General features: G+C 58.5%; 24 protein-coding genes and 1 tRNA gene. 12 read left to right on the top strand and 13 right to left on the bottom strand.

Annotation, left to right across the window (positions count from 1 at the left end):
- Positions 1-107: 107 nt before the first annotated feature.
- The 6 genes from queC (at position 108) to ACZY0R_RS31590 (ending at position 4,670) form a co-directional block, all read left to right on the top strand.
- Entirely contained in the window at positions 108-791 is a 684-nt protein-coding gene (gene queC / locus ACZY0R_RS31615) for a 7-cyano-7-deazaguanine synthase QueC (RefSeq protein ID WP_488863976.1), read from the top strand.
- Between the two features lie 83 nt (positions 792-874).
- Positions 875-1,990, top strand: coding sequence for a YeeE/YedE family protein (locus ACZY0R_RS31610; protein WP_488863974.1), 1,116 nt, complete (start codon positions 875-877; stop codon positions 1,988-1,990).
- A 71-nt stretch (positions 1,991-2,061) separates the two neighbouring features.
- A tRNA-Lys gene (locus ACZY0R_RS31605) sits at positions 2,062-2,137 on the top strand.
- Between the two features lie 137 nt (positions 2,138-2,274).
- Positions 2,275-3,300, top strand: coding sequence for a site-specific integrase (locus tag ACZY0R_RS31600; protein WP_488863972.1), 1,026 nt, complete (start codon positions 2,275-2,277; stop codon positions 3,298-3,300).
- Between the two features lie 130 nt (positions 3,301-3,430).
- Positions 3,431-3,640: a hypothetical protein gene (locus ACZY0R_RS31595; protein WP_488863970.1), complete on the top strand. Its 210-nt coding sequence runs from the start codon at positions 3,431-3,433 to the stop codon at positions 3,638-3,640.
- A gap of 331 nt (positions 3,641-3,971) precedes the next feature.
- Positions 3,972-4,670, top strand: a complete 699-nt coding sequence (locus ACZY0R_RS31590) for a hypothetical protein (protein ID WP_488863968.1) — start codon at positions 3,972-3,974, stop codon at positions 4,668-4,670.
- A gap of 73 nt (positions 4,671-4,743) precedes the next feature.
- Here the strand turns inward: ACZY0R_RS31590 and ACZY0R_RS31585 are convergent, their stop codons facing one another.
- Positions 4,744-5,034 carry a nucleotidyltransferase family protein gene (locus tag ACZY0R_RS31585; RefSeq protein ID WP_488863966.1) on the bottom strand — a complete coding sequence of 97 codons (291 nt, stop codon included), beginning with the start codon at positions 5,032-5,034 and terminating at the stop codon, positions 4,744-4,746.
- A gap of 48 nt (positions 5,035-5,082) precedes the next feature.
- Positions 5,083-5,277, bottom strand: coding sequence for a hypothetical protein (locus ACZY0R_RS31580; RefSeq protein ID WP_488863965.1), 195 nt, complete (start codon positions 5,275-5,277; stop codon positions 5,083-5,085).
- A gap of 355 nt (positions 5,278-5,632) precedes the next feature.
- Here ACZY0R_RS31580 and ACZY0R_RS31575 point away from each other — a divergent pair, with 355 nt between their 5' ends.
- From ACZY0R_RS31575 to ACZY0R_RS31555, 5 genes are all read left to right on the top strand, one after another.
- Positions 5,633-6,142, top strand: coding sequence for a type II toxin-antitoxin system RelE/ParE family toxin (locus tag ACZY0R_RS31575; RefSeq protein WP_488863963.1), 510 nt, complete (start codon positions 5,633-5,635; stop codon positions 6,140-6,142).
- Positions 6,143-6,144: 2 nt separating this feature from the next.
- Positions 6,145-6,642 carry a helix-turn-helix domain-containing protein gene (locus tag ACZY0R_RS31570; RefSeq protein WP_488863961.1) on the top strand — a complete coding sequence of 166 codons (498 nt, stop codon included), beginning with the start codon at positions 6,145-6,147 and terminating at the stop codon, positions 6,640-6,642.
- A complete protein-coding gene (locus ACZY0R_RS31565) occupies positions 6,617-7,234 on the top strand; it encodes a hypothetical protein (protein ID WP_488863959.1) in 618 nt (205 codons plus the stop codon). The genes ACZY0R_RS31570 and ACZY0R_RS31565 overlap by 26 nt, the downstream gene beginning before the upstream one ends.
- 209 nt (positions 7,235-7,443) lie before the next feature.
- On the top strand, positions 7,444-8,472 hold the full coding sequence (locus ACZY0R_RS31560; RefSeq protein ID WP_488857245.1) for an IS630 family transposase: 1,029 nt from the start codon (positions 7,444-7,446) through the stop codon (positions 8,470-8,472).
- A 28-nt stretch (positions 8,473-8,500) separates the two neighbouring features.
- Positions 8,501-8,758, top strand: coding sequence for a hypothetical protein (locus ACZY0R_RS31555; protein ID WP_488863957.1), 258 nt, complete (start codon positions 8,501-8,503; stop codon positions 8,756-8,758).
- Between the two features lie 175 nt (positions 8,759-8,933).
- On the opposite strand, the gene ACZY0R_RS31550 is transcribed toward ACZY0R_RS31555, so the two are convergent.
- From ACZY0R_RS31550 to ACZY0R_RS31535, 4 genes are read right to left on the bottom strand one after another with little or no spacing between them, the layout of a single operon-like run.
- Positions 8,934-9,533, bottom strand: coding sequence for a hypothetical protein (locus ACZY0R_RS31550; protein WP_488863955.1), 600 nt, complete (start codon positions 9,531-9,533; stop codon positions 8,934-8,936).
- Positions 9,523-12,918, bottom strand: a complete 3,396-nt coding sequence (locus ACZY0R_RS31545; protein WP_488863953.1) for a type I restriction endonuclease subunit R — start codon at positions 12,916-12,918, stop codon at positions 9,523-9,525. The genes ACZY0R_RS31550 and ACZY0R_RS31545 overlap by 11 nt, the downstream gene beginning before the upstream one ends.
- Before the next feature lie 16 nt (positions 12,919-12,934).
- The gene (locus ACZY0R_RS31540; RefSeq protein WP_488863951.1) at positions 12,935-14,254 is read right to left on the bottom strand and encodes a restriction endonuclease subunit S; all 1,320 of its coding nucleotides are present in this window, start codon (positions 14,252-14,254) and stop codon (positions 12,935-12,937) included.
- Complete coding sequence (locus ACZY0R_RS31535) at positions 14,254-14,712, bottom strand: hypothetical protein (RefSeq protein ID WP_488863949.1); 459 nt, start codon at positions 14,710-14,712, stop codon at positions 14,254-14,256. The genes ACZY0R_RS31540 and ACZY0R_RS31535 overlap by 1 nt, the downstream gene beginning before the upstream one ends.
- A 137-nt stretch (positions 14,713-14,849) precedes the next feature.
- Here ACZY0R_RS31535 and ACZY0R_RS31530 point away from each other — a divergent pair, with 137 nt between their 5' ends.
- Entirely contained in the window at positions 14,850-15,935 is a 1,086-nt protein-coding gene (locus ACZY0R_RS31530) for an IS630 family transposase (protein WP_488857529.1), read from the top strand.
- Here ACZY0R_RS31530 and ACZY0R_RS31525 read toward each other — a convergent pair.
- The 7 genes from ACZY0R_RS31525 to mobV form a co-directional block, all read right to left on the bottom strand.
- Positions 15,927-17,789, bottom strand: coding sequence for a type I restriction-modification system subunit M (locus ACZY0R_RS31525; RefSeq protein WP_488863947.1), 1,863 nt, complete (start codon positions 17,787-17,789; stop codon positions 15,927-15,929). The genes ACZY0R_RS31530 and ACZY0R_RS31525 overlap by 9 nt on opposite strands.
- A gap of 56 nt (positions 17,790-17,845) precedes the next feature.
- Positions 17,846-20,131, bottom strand: coding sequence for a hypothetical protein (locus tag ACZY0R_RS31520; RefSeq protein WP_488863945.1), 2,286 nt, complete (start codon positions 20,129-20,131; stop codon positions 17,846-17,848).
- 186 nt (positions 20,132-20,317) lie between these two features.
- Positions 20,318-22,156, bottom strand: a complete 1,839-nt coding sequence (locus tag ACZY0R_RS31515; RefSeq protein WP_488863943.1) for an ATP-dependent helicase — start codon at positions 22,154-22,156, stop codon at positions 20,318-20,320.
- 3 nt (positions 22,157-22,159) lie between these two features.
- Entirely contained in the window at positions 22,160-24,007 is a 1,848-nt protein-coding gene (locus tag ACZY0R_RS31510) for an ATP-dependent nuclease (protein ID WP_488863941.1), read from the bottom strand.
- Between the two features lie 158 nt (positions 24,008-24,165).
- Positions 24,166-24,708, bottom strand: coding sequence for a hypothetical protein (locus tag ACZY0R_RS31505; RefSeq protein ID WP_488863939.1), 543 nt, complete (start codon positions 24,706-24,708; stop codon positions 24,166-24,168).
- Between the two features lie 139 nt (positions 24,709-24,847).
- Positions 24,848-25,450 carry a hypothetical protein gene (locus ACZY0R_RS31500; RefSeq protein WP_488863937.1) on the bottom strand — a complete coding sequence of 201 codons (603 nt, stop codon included), beginning with the start codon at positions 25,448-25,450 and terminating at the stop codon, positions 24,848-24,850.
- A 217-nt stretch (positions 25,451-25,667) separates the two neighbouring features.
- Positions 25,668-26,780 (bottom strand): MobV family relaxase, encoded by a 1,113-nt coding sequence (gene mobV / locus ACZY0R_RS31495; protein WP_488863935.1) that lies wholly within the window; start codon positions 26,778-26,780, stop codon positions 25,668-25,670.
- Positions 26,781-26,993: the final 213 nt, after the last annotated feature.

Genomic DNA, 26,993 nt, shown 5'->3' with positions numbered 1-26,993 from the left:
CGAAAGACAAAAGGCCCGCATCCGCGGGCCTTTTGTCGTGGTCGCGCTAAAATACGCAATTCGCCCCGAATTTTGCGTGGCGCCGCCAGGCGCCGCCCCCTGCCTTCATGAAAAAACGCGCTATCGTCCTGCTTTCCGGCGGCCTGGACTCCGCCACCGTCTTAGCCATGGCCAATGCACAGGATTTCGAGACCTATGCGCTGTCGATGCGCTATGGCCAGCGCCATTCCTCGGAACTGGAGGCAGCCAAGCGCGTGGCGGCGGCCCTGGGCGCGGTGCGCCACGAGATCATCGACCTCGACCTGCGCCGCTTCGGCGGCTCGGCGCTGACCGACGATAGCCTGGACGTGCCCACCGACGGCGCGGTCGGCGGGATTCCGGTCACCTATGTGCCGGCCCGCAATACCATCATGCTCTCGCTGGCCCTGGGCTGGGCCGAGGCCGTTGGCGGCCGCGACCTGTTCTTCGGCGCCAACGCGGTCGATTACTCAGGCTATCCGGATTGCCGGCCCGAGTATGTTTCGGCCTACGAGACGCTTGCCAACCTGGCCACCAAGGCCGGCGTGGAAGGCGAGCGCATCCGCGTGCACGCGCCCATCATCGACATGACCAAGGGCGAGATCATCCGCGCCGGCGTCAGGCTCGGGGTGGACTACGGCATGACGGTGTCGTGCTACAAGGCCGACGACGACGGCCGCGCCTGCGGCGTATGCGACTCCTGCCGCATCCGCCGCGCCGGTTTCGAGGCCGCCGGCGTGCCCGATCCAACCCGCTACCAGGGCGCCGCCTGACGGTTGCGCAACAAGAGCGCGCGCTCGCGCGCACTCAACCCTGACGCCGTACACACCCGTTCCGATTCCCCCACCGGACACTCATGCCCGATATTGATCTCGCAGCGCTCAGCCGTACCATACTGGCGAGCACCTTCATCCTGACCTTCCTGTTTGGGGTGGTGCTCCAGCGCACGCACTTCTGCACCATGGGCGCGGTCTCCGACATCGTCAACATGGGCGACTGGAGCCGCATGCGCATGTGGGGCCTCGCCATCGGCGTGGCCATGATCGGCACCGCCGGGCTGGCGGCGGGCGGTTACATCGATCCCGCCAAGACCATCTATGCCGCAAGCAGGCTTAGCTGGCTTTCCGCGCTGGTGGGCGGGCTGATGTTCGGCTTCGGCATGGTGCTGGCCTCGGGGTGCGGCAGCAAGACCCTGGTGCGCATCGGCGCGGGCAACCTGAAATCGCTGGTGGTATTCGTATTCCTCGGGCTGTCCGCCTATATGACGTTGCGCGGCCTGTTCGGCGTGATTCGCTTGAATACCGTCGATGCGGTGACGCTCACGCTGCCCACCACGCAGGACCTGCCCTCGGTGCTGGCGCATGCCAGCGGCATGGCGCGTGGCACCCTGCAGCTTGGCATCGGGCTGGTGCTGGGCGGAGCGCTGGTGATCTGGGCGCTGGCCGGACGCGGCTTCCGAACTTTCGATAACCTGCTGGGCGGCATTGCGGTGGGGCTCATCATCGTGGCGATGTGGTACGTCTCGGGGCATATTGGCTATGTGTCCGAAGATCCCAACACGCTCGAAGAGCTGTTCGTGGGCACCAATAGCGGCCGCATGGAAAGCCTGAGCTTCGTCGCTCCGTATGCCTATACGCTGGACTGGCTGATGATGTTCAGCGACAAGAGCAAGGTGTTGACCATTGGCGTCGTCAGCGTGTTCGGCGTGGTGGCCGGGGCCGCCGCCTATGCGCTGGTCACGCGCACCTTCCGCTGGGAAGGCTTTGGCAGCGCCGAGGACGTTGGCAACCATCTGGTGGGCGGCATCCTGATGGGCGCAGGCGGCGTGACCGCCCTGGGCTGCACGATCGGCCAGGGCTTGTCGGGTGTGTCGACGCTGGCAATCGGCTCGTTTATTGCGCTGGCCGGCATCCTGGCCGGCTCGGTGCTGGGCTTCCGCTACCAGATATGGCGCCTTGAGCGCATGATCTAGCACGAACGTTTAACGCGCTAAGGTTGACATTAGGGCCAAGATATTCCTATAATCGCGGCTTCAGTTTTTCCGGGTCGTTAGCTCAGTCGGTAGAGCAGCGGACTTTTAATCCGTTGGTCGCGTGTTCGAGTCACGCACGACCCACCAGCATTGCGAAAAGGCGTAGCGGGCAACCGCTACGCCTTTTTTGCGTTCTGCAGCCAGCAAAAATTCGCCTTTGCCGGAAATCTGCCGGAATCGCACCATCCAGGCCTGTATCAACATTGCTTGTTTGGAGCACCCGGATGGCTTACATCGCCCAGCGTGGCGCGTACTGGCGCGCAGAGGTTCGTCGGAGAGGGTTCAAGCCGACCTACAGAACCTTTGACACTCGGAACCAAGCCCAACAGTGGGCTCGTAAGATCGAGTCCGAAATGGACGCGGGCATATACGTCGATCGCTCAGAAGCAGAGCGCACGACGCTCAGGGAAGCGCTTGAGCGCTACCGTCAAGAAATCGTACCCTCCAAGCGACATCCGACCCAAGAAAGCAGTCGAATTCAACGTTGGCTCTCGACGGAACTTGCCTATCGCGGTCTCACTTCGCTGCGGGGTGTTGACTTCGCTCGCTATAGGGACGCTCGCAGAAGCGAAGGTAAGGCGGAGAACACGATCCGCCTAGAACTCCAACTAGTGAGTCATCTGTTTGAGACCGCGCGGAAGGAATGGGGGATGGAGGGCTTGGCCAATCCTCTGAAGAACATCCGAAAGCCTGGAGGGAGCGCAGCGCGCGACCGCCGGCTCGGTGACGGAGAGTATGACGCGATTCGTGCTCAACTTGAGTCCAGCGCCAATCGCTATGCCGCACCAGCCTTCGATCTCGCCATCGAGACTGCACTTCGGAAGGGCTGCCTCTTCTCCCTACGGTGGGAATGGATCGATCTTCCCGGGCGGATGATTCGCTTTCCCGCGGAGGCTCGGGGCGCAGCTAACAAAGGTGTTCCACCTGTCTTGCCGCTGTCAAGGCGCGCTCATAGCGTTCTGACGACATTGCGCACATCGAGCGGCCTTGAGGCAGAGAGTTCGCCTGAATCCACCCACGTTCTGAGAACCACGCCAAACGCCGTATTGCTCGTTTGGACTCGTGCCCTGACGAAGCTTCAGATCGATGATCTGCGATGGCACGACCTTCGTCATGAAGCGGTCTCGCGTCTCTTCGAGAAAGGACTCCATCCCATGGAGGTGGCGAGCATCAGCGGCCATCGGAGCATGCAGATGTTGAAGCGCTACACGCATCTGAAACCGGAAAGTCTATTGGACCGTCTCGGCTAGACCCAGGTAACTCCCTTCCCTGAGCACTCTACTTCGTCGGCATAGCTTGGCGCTGACGAAAAGCGGCGAGCCTGGTGGCAGCCACCACAGGACTCGCCTGACCACGACCAACCTTCAAGGGAGGTTTTTCATGGCTGGCGCCATTCTACATTCCCATCCTCTCCACACTCTGTCACAGGACACCGACCTGTCCTGCATCCTCGACCTAGAAGACCCCTATCGCATGCCCTTGGAGCGGCTGGAGGAGCTAATCATGGCCGAGCCTGCTGGCGAAATCCGCGCCTACCTCTTCGGCCTGTACGACATGCGCCGAGCGGCAATTTACGCAGGGGGTATCTGATGCGAGTGCTATTACTTTTCGCCGCCCTGGCCGCATCCTTCCCTGCAGGAGCTGAGACTGCAGCGGAGATCCTACAGGCCGGGCACGCTGCTTCCGAAGCCTACAAAGCCAGTCAACGGGCTCGGGCGGAGGCAGTGCGACAGGCCTTGGAGGACAAGATGTACTGGACCTGTACTTGCGTTGGCGGCAACCCGGTCTACAGCTTCAAGTCTTTGCGCCAGATTAGGGCGGAAGTCGGGGCCAAGGTCCAGCGGTCGCAGGTGCTCTTCGACACCAATCCCCAGATGAACCCGCAGCTAAACGTGTTGCTTTCGACGCTTTGCAAATGATCATGGACAAGCTTGTGGCTTTGCGCCAGGTCGAAATTCCAACTCCATCAGCCTTCTCAGCTGCCGTCACGCCGGAGCTGTTCGATCGGCTTCGGTTGGTCCCGGTACCGGTCCTCTTCTTGCGCGAGTTTAAGGACGGCGATAGCTGGGGAGGCTATTGTTTCCCCAGGCACCTCACGGAACATGGGGAGGTCATCCTGGCTAGCCGGCTCGTTGAGACTGGGCGGCAGGAACCTCGGAAAGCTGTTATCCAAGCGGTTTACCTGCACGAGGTCGCCCACCGATTGATGGCCAACGGCGGCCACGACGCCGCCTTTGGCGCAATGGTGCTGCTGCTGTATCAACGTGCCGGCGCTCTCGATGACTTCGGGCCCGCAGACCAAATGTGGCAGCTGGTAAGGCTCTACGATTTTCAGGACGAAGGCGACAACATGCCAAGGGCCGTCGCTTGGGCGTGGAAGACGGCACAACAGTTGGCCCCGACGGACCTGTCGGCAGAGGAGTGCGCAGAAGCCATTGCGGAGCGCTACGCGCGGTGGTGTTCGTGGCTGGCGGAGGAGCCGGAGCGCGCGCAAGGCAAACGGGCCGCTACGCAGGCCCGCGCCCAACTGCTAGCAGATCTCCGGGAAAGCCGGTATCGGTGGGCTGCAGGGGCTTTTGCCGTGGGGGCATTGCTGGTGGCCGCCCTTCGGCTCGTATAGAAGGGGCAGGGCCCAGCTTGCTTTTTCCGGCCCCATTAACACGATCCGGTCTCAGATTCCTTAGCGACACTGCTCATACTGGCACGGCCTCTGCAAGCACAATCGCCCTGACCTTCTCGGGCAGCGCCCTCGGGGTCAGCACGTCGACCGGCACGTCAAGCAGTTGAAGTAACTCATGCCGGATCGCGCCGATATCGAACAACGTCGTATCCGGAGTCGGGTCGATCAGGAGGTCAAGGTCGCTACCGTCGGTGTCGTTGCCGTGGACGACCGACCCGAAAACCCGAGGGTTGCGAGCGCGGTGGGACTCCACCACGCGCCGGATAGCCTCGCGGTGGGAAGCGAGGGCTAGAGAAGGCTTCATAGTCAAGATTGCGGGTGTGGTCCACGCCCGCCATCAATATCCCTATCCTCAGCCGGCCTTCTTCAAGGGTTTCGGCGCCGGGATGACTGTGACTATCGGCGGCATGGTCGCTGGCTTGATGCGCGGGTCGCCAGCCGGAATCAACCCCGCAGCACGCGTCCTGGCCACGGCCTCAGCAATGCCGCGGCGCGCGTTCTCTTGGAACTGCTCGCTCATGATGTACCGGGAGAGTTTCGTTGCCATGTTTCCTCCTTATTGCAGCAGAATAGCGGCTCTACGACCAAAGTGCACGCCAAGGTATTTCTGTGGCTCACTCTCTGGGGGCGTCGAAACTACGCCTCCCCCAGGAAGTCCGCGTCCCCGGGGGGAAGTTGCGGCCGATGAACCTGTGTCCCAAGAAGCCCCAAGAAATAGGTGAGGCACATACTCCGAATGGGTGGTTGCGCAGCAAGCGCCACATCACTAAATTCCTCCACGCAGAGGCACCCGCGACCGTGCCTTTGCCTGCTTGTTTTGTTGCTTGAGGATTGCCCAGCACCAGGTGAACGAGGCCAAATTTCCATTGCACAAACTTAATCTATAAGTTAATCTCCAACACATGCACCTACGCGAGGTAGACTATTCCGCACTTATGCCGGGGGATCTCAATCCCGCGGAGGCTCCCGCGAAGGCTCCTCCTGCCCTATGGAAGGTCGCAGTCCTCACGAAAAATTGCGAACCCTTTGGCGGCACAGACTTCTCTCGCAGTATTGAGGCGGAGGTTGACGATGATGAGAAGGTTGGTAACTATGTGGCGATGTTGTTCGCACTCTTCTCTGCCATCAAACAAGGCGACTTTCACGCCGCCCTGACCCAGTTAGCGGTTCAGTGCAAAGAAGCGCACGCCTTCAAGTACCGAGGCAATCGAGAACGCCTTTGGGAATTGAAACTCGGTAAGAAAGACCGCATATATTTTTATACGCTGGGCAAGCCCAGGATCATTGTCTTGTTAGAAGCACATCACAAGAAAGATCAGACCACCCCGAGAGCCGTCAAGAATCGCGCAGAAGCAGCAATCAAAAGAATTGTGGACGACTCGGATTCCATTGAGTTTTGCCAAGGTCCTTAGTCATGAAATCAAATTCCGAACTCGCAAGCATCATTCTCAGGAATGCATCGATTTGGAAGGCGACCCGCCGGTTGGCTCCCGTGATGCAAGTGCGACAGATTATGCACCGGAAGGGAATCAAGAATGTCGATCTCGCAGAGCGGTTGGGTGTTTCTGAGGCAAACATCTCGCGGCTTTTGAAAGGTGACAAGAATCTCCAGTTGGATACGCTGCACCTTTTGGCGGAAGCGATTGGAGAAAAGCTTTCGATTTCCTATGGTGAGGATGTGGCTTCCGCCGCTGTTGAAGACCATTCTGAGGTTTGTGCCGAGGAGTCGTCCCCTCCCTCGGCGAGCAATATGATGCGGATCGAGAATAATGAAACATCGGCATTCACCGGCTCTGTGGTCGATTTTCGAACATATCTATCAATGAGACGAGCGCTCGACCAAAACAAAGCAGTGGAAGAGAAGATCTCTGGACAGGATTTCCTAAATGAAAGCCGCGCCGCTTACGCTTAATAGACTTGAGTTCACTCAAATTTCTATTGAAGCCAATGAAAAATTCTCACCCAAAGAAGATTGCTACGCACCGCAACTTAGTTTTGATTTTACTGGATCGATGTTTCGGCGCAAATCAGCTCTCCTATTTCGTGACGAAGAGTTGGAATCTCCTAAGAATTTTGCGCTTAAATTTGAGCTGTCTTTAAATAAGGAAGACCAGGCGAAAGAGGTTTGTCCGCCGTATTATTTCCACATCGCAGCTCAAGCTTTTATGACTGTCGAAGGATCGGAATTCGATAGTAAGCCAGAGGAGATGTTTCGCGCCGTTCGCCATACCGGCTATTCCATGCTGTACGGCTCCATGAGAGAGATGGTCGCGAATCTGACTTCGCGAAGCTCACATGGAATGATGCAATTGCCTACCGCGCAGTTTCAAGAGGCGGCGAGGACCGAGGCGAAGCGCGATGAAGCACAGCGAGCGGGGAGGCTTGCATCGTTGAAAAATGCGAAGCGTGATGAGCATCCGTCGGCTATCGAGGCACCTGATGAGCCAAAAGCGTCGAGCACGAAGACTCGCGCAAGGGGCGGTCGACCCAAGAAAGAGCAGTAATCGAAGTGGCTTTGTGCCTTGTTATTCTATCGTGGACCAATAAGGCACAGCTTAAAGAACTAACAAACAATGGTATGGAGTGCGCATGAAATCCACGACGAAGTCGTATGCCATAGGCAACCAAGTCTAATGCTTGGTATTACTCATAAGTCAGAAATTTAGCGGACATATAGTCTATGCTTGAGCGATAGTCATTGAGAGGCACGCTCATGAAACGGGACGGCCGCAGTCTGGCTCACAACACGCTTGAAGAAATGCGCATCCTGGCGGTGCAACGCATGGCCGAGGGGGACCATCCGGATGATGTCGCGGCGTCGTTCGGAATGAATCGGTCGTGGGCATACAAGATTCGCGCCCAGGCGCATGGCCGTGGTGTACGAGCGCTGCGCTCGACCAAGGGCACGGGTCGCCCGCGCACGCTCACGCTTGCGCAGGAGCAGCGGGTGCTGCGATGGATCAATGGCAAGAATCCGATGCAGTATGGGTTCGATTTCGGGCTGTGGACGCGCAATCTGGTTCGCGAACTGGTGCAGATAAAATTCGGCGTGACGCTGAGTCTGGCCTCGATCGGCGCGATGCTGGCACGCCTGAACCTGACGCCGCAAAAGCCGCTGCAGCGCGCTTACCAGCGCGATCCGGAGGCGATCGATCGCTGGCGGCGCGACACGTTTCCGGCCATTGCCAGGCAGGCTCGTGAGCAGAAGGCGGATATCTTCTTCTGGGACGAATCGGGCTTTCGAGCTGACTCGGTGCATGGCAAGACGTGGGCGCCGCGCGGAGAAACGCCCGTTGTCGAGCGGCCGGGCCAGCGGCAAAGCATGAGCGCGGCGTCCGCCGTCAGTTCGAAGGGTGCCTTCTGGTTTGCAACGTATGAAGGCGGGCTCAGCGGCGAGTTGTTCGTCACGCTGCTCAAGAAGCTGATGTTCAACCGAAAGAAGGCGGTACATCTGATCGTCGACGGATTGCCAGCGCACAAGAAGACCATCGTCAAGGACTACGTTGTCAGCACGCAGGGCAAATTGACCTTGCATTTCCTGCCCGGTTACGCCCCTGACCTCAATCCAGATGAGTTGGTATGGAGTCACGTCAAGCGCAACGGCGTCGCGCGGCGCCCTTTGCAAAAAGGCGAAAAACTGGGCCCGCGAATTCACGAACAGCTTGCACAAATTGGACGCAATCCGAAGCTCGTACGCTCGTTCTTCAGGCATCCATCTGTCCGCTATATTTCTGACTTATGAGTAAATAGGCGAAACGACGGAGGTAAACATGACGCTCATCACGGGAACGTGGTCGTCCAAAGACAACAAGCACTATCGCGGCCATCTCGATAGGATTTTTGTTTCCACGACCGAGGAATGGGAAGTCGAGTATTTCATTGATAAATTCCTCAAGGATCACAACTACAAGGTCGACGCATCTAACCGGGACATTATTCTGAAAGCGATCGCAGAATACCCTGGGCGAAAGCCGATTTTGCGGGAAAAGCTGAATGCGTTTCTTGAGCAGAAGTGGCCGAAGAAATAGTTGAGCGCTGAACGGATGGCGTCATGTGACGTCATCCGTTTCTCCACCGTCCTTCCAAGGCATTCGCCGCGACTTTCCGCTGTATTACCACGAAATAGCTGATATAGAGTAATCGCTTGGATCTCGTCTCTGCCACAAACGCATTCCGGATCTCTTCGGCTCGCCCCGCACGCGTCTAGACGCGGGTTGGTCGATGCAAGTTCACATTCACGTGAACTACGCGGAGCAACTCCTCGCTGGAATGCAGATGCAGTGTTTCGTATGCCCACTTCATTTTGTGGTCATTTGTTGGGCCATGCTGATCAACAGGAAGATTCTCATCGGCATGTCGACGGAGGCTGGCGACCAAGTTGGTGATCCCGCGCTTCTTGAAGTATTCGATTACATACCCCGTCGGCAGTCGGCCAGTCGAGTACCGCCCGACCAACTGCTCCAACGCTGCCGCGTGATACGCCGGACCATCGTAAATCTTCGCTTCCGCCAAGCGCTCCTGTCCCCCGACCATTCCCTCCTGCCGAATTGTCAGATCAACGCGCCCGTTGCTGTAGTTCTCACGTGTCACGCTGAGGCCCGGATGGCGTAGTGCGGCAGCCAGGAAGGCCGAGAGCTTTTCTTCGCTATCGGACGACAGGTGGTGTGCCTCAGCCTCCATGCCCCTCACGCACTGCTCAATGTGCCGCTCCAAGTATGTATCGAAGTCAGCATCAGTGTCGGCCAGCAGGATGCCCTTCAGAGCTGGGAACCAGTCAATGAGCATCCGAAGGCTAATCTGCATGACTGGCTCCTTGGTCAATCGCCGATCCCAAGGCCCATCGCACGACAAAGCGGTCCTGCCACGCATCTGGATCAGCATCTGCTGCGACCAGTTGTGCTGCATGACGCACTTCTTGCATGGTCACGGGGCCGCTATCCCCGTGGATTTCTCGACGCAAAATTCCGACATCATCTGCCGACAGCAAGTTGAGAACAGGCATCAATACAGTCTTGAGAGGAACCTCTGATTTCAGCGCGCTTTGAACCAAGTCGGGAGTCTTGGCACCCTGCATCACTTGCCGCCCCAAGACCGAAAAAACTACTTCGACAGCTCGCGTCCAGATCGCAGAGTCGCCAAACTGGCTTCGGACTACAGATTCCGCCCTCGATCGAGCGTCAATCAGACGACGATCACTTCCCTTTTCTCTAGGGTGATATGTCGCATCAAACACCGAGTCCGTCAGCCAGCGCTTGAAGCTCGGGTTGTCGCTGAACTGCTTGAAGAGTTCGGTGTGGTCCGCCAATAGTTCAAGCACGACGCGCCCCAAGGCCTTGTCATGCTCCAGCTTGGCATTCTGCTTGTCCGAGTTTTGCTGGGCATTCTGATATGCCGTGTCCTGCGCCACCTTTGCCGGGATCTCCTCCGCGATGACCTTACGGATCATGTCTGCATCCTTCCAATCGATGTTGCCGAACAGATCGTTGAAGGTGCGCACAATATTGGACAGTTTGTCCACCTCAGGTTCGCCCAGCACCCCCCCGCTAGCCGTGGGCGCCGGTTCCAGCACGCCATCGATCTCATCCATGGTCATAGCCAGCATCGCATTGACCTCTGGTCGGTAGCTGTCCATGTCGATGGTTTCCAGCACTCCCTTGGACAGATCCTCCTCCTTGGGAGCCGGCAGCTTGGGGATTAGGAAGTTCAGAAAGGTCGAGAGCTTTTCCCAAGCGGGATGACCGTAGGGAAGGATCGCTCCCAGGAAGCCGTAATTGCGTACGAAGGATTTGGCCTTGCCCTTGAACTCAACCTGCAGGCTCTCGTTCAGATCTTCCTTGTAGACCGCCACGCAGGCGTCCAGGATCGGATCGAGCTTGTCCCGATCCGCGCCCTTTAGGAACAGAGCAACTAGGTCTTCGACCTGCTGCCACGCATAGACCTGATGCCCGTCGAGATCGCTCTTCAGGTCGTGCAATTTGTCGGCATCGGTCTCCCCAACCTGGACAGTAGCGCGATAGTAATCCTGGAAAGCCTTTTTTACCGCCTCGGTGTTGTCGGCGAAGTCCATCACGAACGTGTCGTACTTCTGCGGGTGCGCACGGTTCAAACGCGACAGCGTCTGCACCGCTAGCACGCCGGCTAACGGCTTGTCGACGTACATCGTGTGCAGCAGCGGCTCATCGAAGCCAGTGACAAACTTGTTGGCCACAATGAGGAAGCGATATGGGTCCTGCTTCAGCCGGGCCGGAATGTCCTTGCTCGGGAACCCGTTCAGGTCAGCTTCTGTCTTCTTGACGCCAGCCACGTCATGCTCGCCTGAGTAGGCCACGATCGCCTTGAACGGGCTCTTTACTTCCTGGAGGTACGCCGACACGGCGTGGTAGTAGTCGACCGCACGCGCGATGCCCTGGCAGACGATCATGGCTCGTGCTTGACCACCAATCTTGCGCATGCCGGCCACTTGGACCACGAAGTGGTCCACCATGATTTCGGCCTTCTTGCGAATCGCGCTCTCGTGCGATTCCACGTAGGCTCTAATCTTCTTCAGTGCCTTGGCCTTGTCGAAGGCCGGATCGTCAGCGACCGTCTTGGCTACCTGGTAGAAGCTCGCCACCGGTGTGTAGTTCTTCATCACGTCGAGGATGAAGCCCTCTTCGATCGCCTGCTTGGTGGTATAGGTCAGCTCTGACCGAGCGCGGAAGACGACCTTGTCTCCCTCTTGGTAGCGCTCGCCGAATAGTTCGAGGGTCCTGTTCTTCGGCGTGGCAGTGAAGGCGAAATAGCTGGCGTTTGCCAGCATCTTGCGGGATTCGATCAGCCGATTCACTGCATCCTCGATCGATTCCTCATCGTCCTCGTCATCGCCCGGTGCAGAGGACAAGGCCAGATGCATCTTGGCGGTCGTCTTGCCGCCCTGGCTGGAGTGGGCCTCGTCGATCAGCAGCGCAAACTTCTTGCCCCCCATGCCGCCCAGTTCATCCAGAATGAACGGGAACTTCTGAACCGTGGTGACGATGATCTTCTTACTCTTTTGCAGGAAGCCGCGCAGCTCTTCTGCGCTGTCCGAGTGGCCGAAGATCGCGGCCACATGGTCGTAGCTCTTGATGGTTCGGCTGATCTGCGTATCGAGCGCCCTTCGGTCGGTGATCACCACCACCGAATCGAACTGGCTCACCTTCCGATCAGCAGCCGTCTTCAGCTCCACCAGTTGATGGGCCAGCCAGGCGATGGTGTTGCTCTTGCCGCTGCCAGCAGAGTGCTGAATCAGGTACTTGCGCCCCACACCCTCTTCGCGTGAGGCCCGCAGCAGCGCCCGAACCGATCGCAGCTGGTGGAAGCGCGGGAACACCTGCTTGCGCTTCTTCTTGCCGCGCTCATCCTCTTCTTCGATGATCTGCGCGAAGTTCTCGATAATGTTGGCCAACGACTCCTTGGCCAGCACGCGTTTCCAAAGGTAGTCGGTCTTCAGGCCGTCCGGGTTGGGCGGATTGCCGGCACCGCTGTTCCAACCCTGGTTGAATGGCAGGAACCACGAGCCCTTCCCCGTCAAGTGGGTGCAAAAGCGCACCTCGGCATCGTCCACCGCGAAGTGCACGATGCAACGCCCAAGTTGGAACAGCAGCTCATGCGGGTTGCGCGTGGTCTGATACTGCACCACCGCATCCTGCACGGTCTGCTTGGTAAGCGAATTCTTCAGCTCGAAAGTGATCAGCGGCAGGCCGTTGATGAAGATCACCAAGTCCAGCGAGCGCTGGGTCTCGTCGTTGCTGTAGTGCAGCTGGCGGGTGACGCTGAAGATGTTCTTGGCGAAGTTCTCGAGCGAGGCCGGATCAGCGGGCGTGGGCAGCACCTTGTAGAGGTCCACATGCGCCGGACCATGGTTCACACCCTTGCGCAGCACGTCGACCACCCCCCGCTTGGCGATCTCGCCTTGCAGCCGGTGCAGGAATTGGGTGCGCTTGATGCCTTCCTCAGCCAGCCCCAGCGCATCCACCTGTTTGGGCTGGGTGGTCTTCAGGAAGGCCAACAACCGCACCACGTCCAGCGCCACGTCCCGGTTGTAGTCGCCAGGCTGCCCCTGCACATAGCCGCCGACAGTGTAGCTACCAATACCTGATTGAGCGGCGTTGGTCGGCGTCGCGGCAGCCAGTGGTTGCCCGGTCAGGTGTCGGACAATCAGGGCTTCCAAGCCCTTTTCTGAGATGTCAGTCGTCGCCATCCGCGTCGTCCCCGTTGGTTTCTGTTGATTCATCATCGCCGAGCGCAGCCAGATCTTCTTCGGCCGTCAGATCGTCGGGTCCCGGCACCCAGCCACGCACGTCCAGTTGACCTGTGACGACATCGGCAACCACGCGATCACGGTACTCCTTGATCAGCACAATCTCGCGGTCCGTCTCCCGCCGTACAGCCTGCTCCATCACCCAAGCGTCGGCGATCTCTCGCTGCAGTGGCATGGACGGAACCGGCACCTTTTCCTTCAATAGCGTTCGAGGGTTGAGCGGTCGATTCCTCCCCGCGGCACCTCGTGAATGCTGATTCAGCAGCAGGTCACCAAGGCCAGTCATGAAGAACGACAGAAGGTATGGCGGAACCACCTCGCTCGCATTGACCTTGAAGATCGGATATCGATGGGAAGCTACACAACCGTCATCTTCTTCACGGGCCAAAGCCACAGCGCCTTCCCAGGCGAACTGCCCACTGAGAACAAGGTCGCCCTTCTCGATGTGGAAAAAGATAGAGTCACCAAGTTCCGCCCCCAGGGTCGGGGCCTTATGGAAGATTCCCCTGCCTCTATTGAACATCCCGATCGGCACATAGCTTGCCGAAGCTTGCCGCGCGATCGGCTGCCTTAGCATGGACACTAGGGTGTCGAGCCGTGCGGCCTGCGTGTCACTTGCCGCGATTGCCTCCTCTGTCAGGACAAGCCGCTGCTCGGCAAGCAGTTCAAGCGTCTTCCGTTTCGACTTGATCAGTCGCCCAACTCGGGCGTCGAACGCCCACAAGTAGGCTGCGATCTGATCTTGCTCATCCTTCGGTGGCACGAGCACCGGCATCTGCTTGAAGTTGTCCCAATACAAGCGGTTGCGGTCGGACACGATGCCGCGCGAGAACTTGTTCACCTCTCGCATGTAGGCTTGGGTGCGGTACAGGTAGCTGTAGTAGGTGCTATTCGCCTCGGAGAATGGGTGGACCACCACATAGGCCGGGCTGACAAGACCATCCACAGGAGCAGGCCCGACGGCGCCCTGCCACATGCGCATCATGTTGTAGGCGATGTCGCCCTTGGCAGCGCGCTTATACTTCTCCTTCTGACTCATCACCTGCTTGCGCTTGAGGTTCTCCATGTCGCGGACTCGAACACCGGTGCGCAACGACACCTCCAGGATCGGAAGGTCGGGGAAGCCAGTCTGCACTCGGTGTGCGAACAATCGGCCATTGCGTTGCACCTGCCAGCCTTGAGGGATCTGCGGCACCCAAGGCAGACCAGAAGCTTGGTAGACGGGGTAGGGTCGGGCCATCGACATCAGGCGGCTCCCACAACCTTCTTCAGCAGACCCTCGGTCTGCCGCTCCATTGCAACGATGTCGCGACGGATCTGATCCAGCGTGCGCAGCGGTGCAGGCTTGTAGAAGTACCGAGCGAAGGAGATTTCGTAACCGATTTTGGTCGCGTCCATCGCAATCCAGGCATCCGGCGCATGTGGAAGCACCTCGCGCTCGAAGAAGGCCTCAATGCCTCCATCTTCTTTCAGGGGCACCTGCTCAGTGTCGCGGAGCTCTGTGTCGGGCTCGTATTCCACCATGTAGCGATCCTTGCCCACCTGCTCTAGATAAGCGCCGTCGTGGCCCGGCTCGAAGTGCTCATTGGCCTTCAGCTTGGTGCGCTTGGCGATCACCGGCGGAGCGGCCTCATCACGCCAGCTCACCGCCTTTAAGACGGTCTTCTTCTCGGGTGCGGCAACTTTCTTTTCATGTTTCTTCATTGCGGCGTCAAACCGCGTGCGGAATACGTTGTAGTCGTCGAAGACACCATCACCTAGTGTAGTGTTGCACTCTTGAATGAACGTATAATATTCGCATGCCTCCAAGGTTCCACTATGAGGCAGAGTGGAGAGAGTGAATGCGAGTTGCCCCTGAGATTGTGCTGACCGACGAAGAGCGCGCCGAATTGACGAGACTGGTTCGTTCGAAGCTGACCAGTGTGAGGCTGGTACAGCGTGCGCACATCGTGCTGCTTGCGGCTGAGGGGATGCAGAGCAAGGACATTGCCGCGCAACTGAGCGTGGGCCGGGTGCAGGTCTCGCGCTGGCGCGAGCGCTATGCCCAATCGCGGCTGGCGGGCATTGAGCGCGACCGTCCACGTGGCGCGCCGCCGGTCAAGGTGGACGTCTCTCGCCTCGTGACGCTGACCACCCAGAGCCAGCCCGAAGCGGCCACGCACTGGAGCACGCGCAAGATGGCCGCCGAGTTGGGCGTGAGCGCCAGCACCGTCATGCGCCATTGGCACGCCCACGGGTTGAAGCCGCACATCGTGCGCGGCTTCAAGGTCTCGCGCGATCCGAAGTTCGTCGAGAAGCTTGAAGACATCGTGGGCCTCTACATGTCGCCACCCGAGCACGCGCTTGTGCTGTGCTGCGATGAGAAGAGCCAGGTGCAGGCGCTGGATCGCACACAGCCCGGGCTGCCGCTGAAGAATGGGCGCGCGGCCACCATGACTCACGACTACAAGCGCAACGGCACGACCACGCTGTTTGCCGCGCTCAACGTGCTCGATGGCCAGGTCATCGCCCAGTGCCAGCAGCGCCACCGCCATACCGAGTGGTTGACGTTCCTGCGCAAGATCGACCGCGAGACGCCCAAGGACAAAACGCTGCATCTGATCGCCGACAACTACGCCACGCACAAGCATCCTGCGGTGCAGGACTGGCTGGCCAAGCATCCGCGATTCAACATGCACTTCACGCCCACCTCGGCATCATGGCTGAACATGGTCGAGCGGTTCTTTCGCGACATCACAACCGAGCGACTTCGCCGCGGCGTATTCACCAGCGTGCCGGAACTGGTCGCCGCCATTAACGAGTACATCGCTCACCACAACACCAACCCCAAGCCGTTCATCTGGACCAAGAGCGCTCGCGACATCCTGCAGAAGGTCATTCGCGCCAACCGCCGCTTAAGTTCCAAACAGAATGCAACACTACACTAGCTCCTGTTGGGCCAGGCGAGCCAGTTCGATCATTTGCTTGTCACGCAACCAGGTACTCGGGTCCAGCAGCTTCTTGCGGCGCTTCTCCGGCACAGCCTTTTTGACGGGCTTAGCATCATCCTCTTCACTGTCAGCGTCGTCGCCATCCTCGCCTTCATCACCCTTCAGCCAGGCCTCCACCTCGGGCTTGACCTTGTCCAGCTCGATGTAGACGCTGTCGCCCCAACGGGCGTACATCTCGGCGCGGAGAGCCTCGTCGCCTGACGCAAAGCGCAGGCCGTCAATGGTGCGCTTGGTCAGCTGGCTCTTTAGCCGCTGGGGGCGCTCCACAGTGATCTTCCAGTAGCCGAAGTCAGCGTTATCGAACCATTTGCACCCCGGCACCGCCGGAACATCATCAGCCGGCGGCGCGGCCAGGTAGTGGGTCATGATGCGGTTGATGTCTTCGGCCGACATCTCACAATTCTTCTTGCCCAGGTTGCGGCGCAGCGGCTGGAACCATTGGCTGGCGTCGATCAGTTGCACCTTGCCCCGGCGGTGCTCGGCCTTGCGGTTAGTCAGCACCCAGATGTAGGTGGCGATGCCGGTGTTGTAGAAGATGTTCAGTGGCAGGGCGATGATGGCTTCCAGCCAGTCGTTCTCAATCACCCAGCGGCGAATGTTGCTCTCACCCTGGCCCGCATCGCCGGTGAACAGAGCAGAGCCGTTGTGCACCAACGCGATGCGACTGCCAAGCGGGCTGGCCCGCTTCATCTTCTGCAGCTTGTTCACCAGGAACATCAGTTGCCCATCACTGGAGCGCGTGATCAGCTTGAATTCCGGGTCGCCGTCGTGCTGCACAATGAAGCGCGGATCGCTGAACTCCTTTTTGCCGCCCATCCGATCCAAATCTGTCTTCCAGCTCTTGCCATAAGGCGGGTTCGACAGCATGAAGTCAAACTCCTTGGACGGGAACTGGTCGGCACTCAGTGTGGACTTGTCAGCGCCGCCCACAATGTTCTCCGCCTCCTCGCCTTCGCCCTTCAGCAGCAGGTCGGCCTTGCAGATGGCGTAGGTCTCAGGGTTGATCTCCTGGCCGAACAGGTGGATTGACACCTGCTTGCCGTGGTCCTTGGCCAGGGATTGCAGCACGTCTTCCGCCACCGTCAGCATGCCGCCGGTTCCACAGCTGCCGTCGTACAGCGAGTAGGTGCTGGACTCGATCTTGTCCGCCACGGGCAGGAACAGCAGCTTGGCCATCAGTCCCACCACGTCGCGCGGGGTGAAATGCTCACCGGCCTCTTCGTTATTCTCTTCGTTGAAGCGGCGGATCAGTTCCTCGAACACGGTGCCCATGCCGTGGTTGTCCAGCGCCGGCAATCGGACTTCGCCGTCTTCGTCATTGATCGGCACGGGCGACAGGTTGATATCATCATCCAGGAAGTCGCTGATCAGGTAGCCTAGGATGTTGGCTTCGACCAGGGTCTGGATCTGGTCGCGAAACTTGAACTTGGTGAGGATCTCCTGCACGTTGGGCGAGAAGCCATTCAGATAGGCAACGAACGAGTCGCGCAGGCGCTGCTCAGAGGTGATCGCCTTCAGCGTGCTGAGCGTGGATTCCGACGTGTTGTAGAAGGCTTGGCCGGCGGCCATGCGCAAGGCACCGTCCTGGTTGGCTACGTCGGCTGAGTCCAGCAGTTTCTTGCGCGCCAGCACAGCCTGCTTGGTGTTCTCCAGCATGGCGTCGAGGCGCCGCAGCACTATGAAGGGCAGGATCACGTCGCGATACTTGCCGCGCACGTACACGTCACGCAGACGATCATCGGCGATGTTCCAGATGAAGTCGGCGATCCACTTGAGTTGAGATTGGTCCATGACGCTCTTGTACTTGTCGATTTACTTCAATTGATCTAGCTTGCTGTAGCCCTCTGCTACAGGCTCTTCATCTCGCCACCCTGCGCTTCGATCGCCGTTCGAACGATGCCGCGCACGGCCTTCATGAAGTCAAGGGCCGGTTCAGAGTTAACGGTGCCTGGGACCGGCGCGGCCAGTTCATAGATTCCTCTGATGTCCACGGCACGGCGGGTTGCCGAGCCCTTGCCCTTGTGGTCGTTGCCGCGCCGCCAGTCGGCCAGGTGCTCGTCCACCAGCCGCGCCACCGCCAGCGAGTGCAGTTCACGGAAGACGGCCTGCCGGATCGGCGCAATGGCCTCTTGGGCCTCGGTGTCATCCTTGGGCGTGCGCGTCCAATACACCGGGTGATCGAGGAAGTTCGAGACTTCCTCAGTAATGCGGCCAACGAAGTCGGCAACCGGGCGCAGGGAATCGTACTCGACGTCCAGCTCATTCGCGATGCGTCGGTTCAGCGCCTTGACCCGTGTCCAATGCTCAGTGTTGACCTCGGCGCTGTGGGCAAAGCCCAGCCTGTACTTCCAGACACGCTGGAAGCTGTCAGCCGCCCGCTGCACGGCGAAGCCCAGGCCCGACGGGTCATATGACGGCTTGGCGTCGGGAAGCACGGGCGGGGCGATGGAGCGCGCGAACTGGTCAAGCAGCAGCTCAAGTTGAGTGCGCACGCCGCCGGGCAGCTTTTCGGACGCGGCGTCGAGCCCACCCAGCATGAAGCACTGGGAATCGATGGTACGCTCCATCGCCGTAACGATCGGTCCATTGAGCACCTCCCCCAGCCGCGCCAGGTAGTTGTAGATCGAAGCGAGGACATGGGCGCGCTTGGCCGCGAAGCCTGGCAAGTTCAAGCCCTTGACCTGGTCGAAGTGCGTGAACGCGATGGCCAGCTTGCCGTAGTTACCACTGGCTGCGACAGCGCGGAGTACGGCCTGCGCCGCAGCTTGTATGGGTTGCTCGGCATTGTCGACCAGCATGATGGTATCGACGTCGGCGAAACGCTGGGTCACATGCGTGGTCACACTGCTTGACGAATCCGGCGTGTGCCCCAGACCTTGGCCGTCCAGATAGATGACCTTCGCCCGGCGATCGGTAAACGTCGGGTACAGAGGCCCGCGCACGCGGATGCCATCCACCAGCGGGGTCAGTAGCCGACCGAAGGCAGGTGCGTAGTTGCTGGAGAACCACCGCACCTGCCGCAGGAAATCATCACGATCGGCTGTCTCGTAGGTCCATAGCTCAGGCCAGCTTGCTGCCTTGCCGCGCCGGGTGAGGGTGCCGACCTCCAGGCGATCAAAGCGCAGCTGGATGTCTTCCATGATGTCGAGCACCAGGTCGCGGAAAGATTCATCGTCGAGTAGCTCGCTCTGGAAGATCTCCAGTGCTGCTTGCAGGTCTTCCACCTGTGCGGTCGCGGGGTCAGGCAGCAGCTCGGCTTTGATCGCTGTGGCCTTTGCATAGGCGATAGCCTTCGCGCGCCGGACAAAGTCCACCAGCTTGGCCTGCAATGCTGCTGCATCCTCGGGCGGCACTGACTCCCTGTCATCGCTGACGGGGGCGACCGATTGGCTGTCCCCGCCGCCGAAGTCCCAATCGTCGTCACCTGCGGCGTCATGCGCAGTCTTCCAGGCGCCCAACAGGTAGCTCAAGCGGAAGCGCTGATCAGCGTGATGGAGCAGCTTGTCAGCCACCTTGTCATCACCCATGGCATCCCATACAGCCGAGCACGCCGCGACCACGCAATCCTCGACGTTCGCCCGGATCGCGTGCTCAGAGAAGAACGTGACAGCGGCGTGATATGGGCCGTCGTCCGGGATCACCTCGATGTCCGAGACCGTTGTCTTTGCCGTCGACGTCGAAGGGAAGCGGTCCTCGTCGGGGTTGGAGCCGATCAGGTGCCGCAGTAGCGAGGTCTTGCCCGCGCCGGTGGTGCCGACAAACAGCACCCGGGCATACCCCTCCGCACGCCCGGGCAGCGGAATGATGCTGTCCCGAAGCATGGTCGGGTTGGCAACGCTCGCTTGCAGGCCGTCGTAGAAGGCTTCAACGACCACACGGTGGAAGGACAGCAGGGCGTCGTTGTATCGGCTCGCATTCCACCAGCTTTCATCGGCCAGCAGCTGATTCATCTCGGCGATGAGCAGGTCCGCCTCTGCCGCGTCCGTCGTGCCGAGCCCGCGCCGAACCTTCAGGCCAGGCTTGCCCTTCGAGTCGGTGCGGCACGGATGCCGAAAGCTGATGCTAAAGCCAGGGCGGTGCCTGGTGGGGGACTTTGATGCGGTGTACGGCATGTAGCGCTCGCGTTGTTCCACGTTGTTCCGAACTGTAGATGACAGCGCCGCGGCGTGTCAAGCACTTTGGAACAACGCGGAACAACAGCCATTGGCGGGCCCGAGTCGGGCCGGTCGCCGAAGCCGGATCCAGAATGCGCACTGACTGCTGTCAACACCCTTCAGTGTCGGGTCGCGGAGTGGTGCTGGCAGGAGGGAGAGGGTAGCCTACAGATTCGACAAGAACCGGGATCGAATTTGATGGCGGCTTCCGCCCCAAGGCATCACCCGAGTCGCTGGATAGCTGAGATAGAGTAGCCGCTTGGATCTCGTCACTGCCACAAACGCATTCCGGATCTCTTCGGCCTGCTCCTTTGGGCCGATTGCGCGATAGTCAGGAAACGTACCCTCCGCCATGCCAGCGATGAATACCACGTCGAACTCTAGGCCTTTCGAGGAGTGGACGGTCAGCAAGGCTACGCCCTCACGGGCAGCCTTCTGAGTGTTGCCTAGAGCCTTGCTGCTTAGAAAGCTGCTAAGAGCCTTCGAACCTGCTGCTGCCCGCAGGTATTGATCCCACTCCTGACGAAAGACTGCCACGTCCTCATAGACGGCTAGACGGTCAGGCTCGTCAAGGCCATCGGCGTACTCCTCCAACCTCTTGAGCGCTGGCATTAGGTCCAGTCGCGACTCATTCTTGGCAATGATCTCGATGCTCTTGAACACAGCCAATGCCCGAGAGTCGCTCGCTTCCGCCATGTTCTGTAGCACACCCATGAAATCGGACACCACGGGGGGCTCTGGTACCTTCCATTTCTTCGCCAGCGCAGCCAAGTGCAGGCGGTCCTTCGGATTGGCCAGCACCCGCAGGGCCAACAGAAAATCGTCTACTGTGTCTGAACTATTTTCGTGATTCGCCGAGAGCCTCTTGTAGTAGGCAATGTTCCGATTCTTGAGTTCGGTTTCAACGGCGAGGAGAGCGAAACGGGTGCGGCCGAGGATTGCGCACTTGGAGGGCTCTACGAAACCCTCGACATCAGGATGCCCTTCCGCGAACAGTCGTTGGAGCTCATCGACAATCTTCCCGGCCTCATCCTGTTCGTCTGATCCGACAAGGACCTTGACTGCTCCCTCGATCGGCAACTGAGTGGCGACCATATAGTTTGGGTCGAGCATCTGCGCCACTTTCACCACGGCCTCTGACGAGCGGTAGTTCGCCGTCAGTTCGATTTTCTTGGCTGCATAGTCCACAGCGAAGCGTTCCATGTACTCGGGGCTCGATGTGTTGAACCCGTAGATAGACTGGCGCGGGTCACCGACCATCATGACGTTCTTGTAGCCGTCCGAGCACAAAGCGCAGATCACCGCGTATTGGGCCTCGTTCATGTCTTGTGCTTCGTCGATACACACGAACTTGTAGAGCCTGCGGTAGAGGTCTGCGAGCTTGGGATTCTCGACTAAAAGCCTGTAGGCCAGCAGCAGCAGATCGTCAAAGTCATACGCGTTGCATGCTCGCATGCCAGCCTCGTAGGCCTCCAGAACGTGCCTGGCCAATTCGTCCTCGACCACCGCGGACGAAATTGGATGAGACTTGATGTGCGAAATTGCCGTGAGCCAAGTATCGACGCGTCTGTTGCGCTCCTTTGAGTCGCTGAGTTGATTGATCTCTTCCGACAGCAGAAGGTCCTCGTCGATAGCCTTAAGCAGGACTTCCTTACGGTCCTTGAACTGTTCAAAGATGTGAGGGGGGCCTTCTACGCCGACTAGCTTTCCGCGCTCGGTAAGCATCTCTAGGCAGAAACTGTGGAGAGTGCCGATGAAGGCTCGCTCGCGTTCCTTGTCGAGATCCATCAGCCGATCCTTCATTTCATCGGCTGCCTTATTGGTGAATGTCAGAGCTAGAATCCTGAAGTGCCCTGGAACGTTGGTCAGCAGATGCCTGATGCGCTCGGTCAGCACGCGTGTCTTGCCGGAGCCTGGCCCTGCCTCGACGAGCAGCGGCCCTTCGACGTGGGTCACTACCTCCGCTTGCTGGTCGGAAAGCCTTGCTCTGAAAGCGTTGCTCATGGCCTAGTCCTCGTCCTTCTTCAATCCATGGGCGGCACTGATCATCGCGAACAAAGCATTGATCTTTGTTGGAAACCTCAGTGCCGGGTTGGCATGCGCCGTAATCACGTGAGCTAAGTGCTTCGCCACGCTGGTCTTCGCCCCGGACATGGCGTCGAACGCAGCGCGTTCCCTACCTCCAGCCGACTTGTAGTCCCGAATGACCCCCTTCTTGCCGGCCTTCCCATGGAGTTCGGCAATGTAGTCATCTAAGTAGCTTGCTGAGCTGCTCATTGCATTTAGCGCTAACTCGATCTCGGCCATGTAGCCTTCGGCAATGAGTTGAGATTCAAAATTATTGCCAGGTGGATGCACGACGACAGTCGGACACGTGGCGGACTCGGGCTCGCCGGCCTTTGCCAATGCTGAATTTAGGTTCTTGACGGGGACTGGTTCGCCGTCAGCAAAGATGTACCAAGGGATTTGCAGTGCTTTCGCCAGCCAGAGGAACGGAAAATAGTCGGTCCCATTCGCGCGCACGAAGCAAAAGCCTAGCTCGTGGATGCTCGCGCCCCAGTATTTGTGCGCCCAAATTTGCAGCGCTTGCTCTTCTGTCTGCCCCTCAAATAGTACGATCGCACGAGAGAATAATAGATCACCTCTAGTGTCGATCACAGTCTCTTGGAGCTTTCGGAGATCGTTGGGGTCCTTAAGCGCGGTCAGATCTAGCTTTGTGACGATAGTGTCGCCATGGCGCTTGATGAATAGGCGGAGCTCCTCCAATTGTGCTTGGCCAGCAAAGTAGGGGGAATGTGTACTGACGAGTCGCTGGCCAGGAATCGCCTTGATGTGTGCGAACAGCGACCTTTGGGCCTGTGGATGTAAGTGCGACTCAGGTTCCTCCAACCCCAGCACTGAGTGGACCCTGTCACCACCTTTGGTCGCGTGCTTGTTCCGCCACGACGTGTAGGCTCTGAAGACCAATAAGGAGGCTAAACTGCGGGTGCCCATTCCATGGCGAGCAAGAGGGAATGACTGCGCACCTGTAGTGTTGAAGGATACGTCGACCCCCTTTGATAGGTCGCGGAGCTTCCGAGCAACCGGGGCGATATCAACACCGCCGCTATCGGCGGAGACGACAGTCTGGAGGCCGGCCAAGTTCTCTTTGAGATGCTTGAGGATCTCGCTTTTGTCGACAATTTCCTGGTTGATGGCCGACAGCGAGCCTTCCAGCGCCGCGATGTCTGCATCACTTAACCCCAAATCCTCAGTTAGCCGCCGCCAGAACGACCCCGGCCTTCGCAGATCGTCGTCGAGGTCGCGCTTGGCGTCCACATAGTGGAGTGCAAGTGGTTCCATTTGTGCAGCGCTAAGGGCGCGATCATGGGTCGTCGCAGTAGCCCAATCCGCGAAGCCCTTCCATTCCTTAAGGAACTTGCGTTCGATGACATATTCCCCTTTCATGTCGTTCCATTTGAGGATGGTGCGGATAGGGGTGAACTCGTTGAAAGCATCATCATTGGCAATACCAGGCGTGCCCCAGAGACCCGTCCAGAAGCTACCCTCGGGATACTTGTCTGCGATCTTGCCGTCCTCACCGATAGGGCGCAGCATGACGTCGATCAGTACCACCCGCGATTTTGGGGCAGTTGCCTCCCCAGGTGCCAAACGCACATCGTCTGGCCCAAGTGATTTTCTCCCGGCGCCCACTGCGGCAAACAGTGCATCCAAAAAGCTTGTTTTTCCAGCGTTGTTTGCACCAATGAGCACCGTCAAATCGCTCAAATCGACCTCAATGTTCGCCAGCGACCGGAAGTTTTGCACTCGGACGGTCGTTATTGCGATCCCGCTTTCTTGCCCGTAAGTCGTCATATGTCATCCAAACATTGGTCGATCTAGGTTTTCTTGTCATTCTCGCATCTTGCTTCCTGTTCCACACTCGCTCGAGAGAGGGGGGGCAGACTCCATGGCGACAAACATTAGGCCAACTCAAGCGATTTCGGCTTTACGACAGACAACGTAGTCGATGTTTAGCAACCGCTGCCTTCTCTCCATTGCCCCAGCAGAGCGCGCGCTGCGGCTTTCCTTCGAAAGACAATGGCCAACGTGGCAGCTATCAAGGCACAAGTTACCCCCAGTGACAGCGCTTCGCCAAGCTGCGTGGCTGCAAAATATGATGCTGCGCCCCCTAGTAATAGGTAATGGATAAATGGGTGGCATTTTGATGCCTCGCGCCTGAGATGGTCAGCTAGCAAAATGGTATAGCCAGTTTTTCGATTTCGAAGCGACCAAAATACGAGCACTCCGCTCTTGTTAAAAAGCTTCGTGGAAGTGAACGTTTCTCCCTGTCCAACTCTCAAGTTTGCACCTCTCAGGCCGATTTTGAGAATTCTCCCGCCAGGCGTGGAGAAAGCAATATCTTGTTGCAATGTGTGCGCCTGCCTCTGCTTCCATTCAGGGATACCAAAAGGAGAAACATTTGCAGGTACATACTGTGAGAAATTGCGAGTTTCCCGATGCCTTCCGTTGTGAATGCAAGTAATATCCATTTTTTGGCAGGTGATCTTCTGCATTTTAATGGTGTGTAAGGTTGGGAAACCGGTGGAATGTCAGGATGACATAATACTTTATCAACGTTATAGGTGTGGGGGTATGTTGTCAAACAATAAGTTGGTTTCTCGAAGGGGAGTCTTGAGGGCACGCCTTCCTTAGTTACATCCTCAGCTTAGATGACTCTTTTGCTGAGACGGTATGAGCGTCAGTCTCGCTGCTGGGAAGGCCTTCCCGAAACAGAGCAATGCGACTCGCTAGTTCGCTTTGTAGGGCCCGCGTTGCGCTTACAATTTCATTCGACTTAATGTTAGGTGCCAGAAAATCGGGAAATAGCTCTATGAATTTCTGCTGGGCGGCCGCAGCTGCGTCGGAACCGTGCAGGACGTCCGAAGTTTCGTGCGGGTAAGTAACAGATTCCTCCACCTCGAGTTCTGGTCCGAAGAAGGGTGGTATTTCCTGAAGTCCAAGCGTACGCAGCGTGACATTTAGCAATCTGCGTATGGCTTCAATTAGACCTATGAGCAGTGCCACTTCGAAATCCGGTGGAGTAGTTCCCGCAGCCTCTTCTGGCTCTCTATTCGCTGCTGTCTCATGCGCTAGTCCTCTTGCATCAAGGCCTAGAGCTCGGCACCGATTAATCAAGCCGGGAATAATGTCGTGGCCTTCGCCAGCTTTTAGTGCATCCTCAGTTTTGCCGAGTTCGTGCAGTAGGTCGAGTGCGGCTAGGCCATGTTCCTCGGCAATATTTGACTGTTGTTCCATAATGTCGCAACCTTTTTTGATAATGAGGAAATTGCTGGTTTTTGAGCTGTCTATAAGGGCTACATAATTCGACGCGAATTCGACGCGAATTCGACGCGAATTCGACGCGTAGCCCCCGCACGCTGGGATCGCGCATTCGCCAGAACATCGGTTGCGACGCGTGAACGACGCCTGGATCTCATTGTGGTGCCCATGCGTCGGTATCGACCCGGCTACCTCACTTGGGCGGGGGCCTAGGGATGGCAGGCTGGCTGGGTACAGTTGCCTGATCTGTTCTCCGCCGGTCTTTGTAGTGGCGGTAGGCATCCAGCACTTCTTGTGCTTCATTGTTTGGAAGTTCGGCGAGGAGTTCAGCTTTCTCACGGGAGAGTGCTTCGGCCGCCAGCCGGAAACTCTGCTCTGACTCCCACGCCTGCAGTGCGCGATGCTCAGCGGTGCGCCGTTGACGTTCCGCCTCTTCCAGCCGCTGATCTGCTTTTTTCAAACGGTCACGCGCAATATCAAAAGCCTGAGATCGAGCAATCAGCGGCTGGATGATCTTTGAAAGTCTGTTTTCGAGCACTTCTGCTACCCGTTTGCCATATGCAGCTTTGCCCTCCAACAAGTTGGGAGGCGGGATGTCCTGCTCCGCGATACTTGGTGGGGTCTCGCCAACCTGTGAGTAGAAGCGCTTGACCCGCGCATGACGGGCTCGGGAGCCGGAGATTCCCCGCTCGAGACCGTATTTCTTGCCAACCGATAGGTGGAAATCGGTCTGTAGTTTTGCTAGTTTCGTCCGACCGTCTAGAAAATTTGCCGCAGACAACTTCACTGTCGCAGCTTCCTCGTACTCTCGGATTGCGCGTTGCTTCTTCCCGTCTGGGCCGGTGCCTACAATGATTGATCGTTTTCGGATCCGGGCCGGTGTCTCCACGAGCGGGACAGCGTAGACAACTAGATGCGGGCTCCGCTCATCGAGTTGGAGGTTCGCTGCAACAATGTTTTGTTTGCCGTGCAGACGCTCGAGGTGTTCCAACGCGTCCTTGAAGTAACGAGAGTTGTCCGGCAACCCCTCTCCGTGGGAGTGCCTTGCGAACGCCTCCGGACTGGCTGTAACCAGGTATTCGATACAGATGACCGGACGCTTCGCGCGCTGGTGAGCCAGTTCAAGTCGATGGCGTACCGCCTCGACCAGGTCCGAGGCGCTGGACGCCGGGCGTAGATCCAAGTTCTCTGGTGTCCGCGCAGGGTCAGCATTCGGAGTCGGTCGTTCCCGCCACGTGTGTTGTCCGCTCGAGTGAAGGTTGCCGAACGTGGACAGTTTTCTGGCTCGCAGTATTTGGTAGCTCATGATTGGGGAGCGGCTGTCGCGTCTCTTCAAGAAGAGACGTACTCACTACGGAGCTTGTACGACGCTGCGCGTCTACAAGCTCCTCCGTTCGGCAGGGAGACCCCTGCACCCCTGAAAGCCCGCGGTACGCTGGAGTTTGCGGAGCTCTCGCGCCCGCCCGTGGACAATTGCGCTGTCCACCCCTGGCGGCGTGGACAGCCCGCTAGGGCGGGT

It is taken from the genome of Cupriavidus sp. F041, from assembly GCF_057814235.1.
The sequence above is the reverse complement of the archived record's forward strand: the minus strand, read 5'-3'. Positions and strand labels throughout refer to the sequence as shown.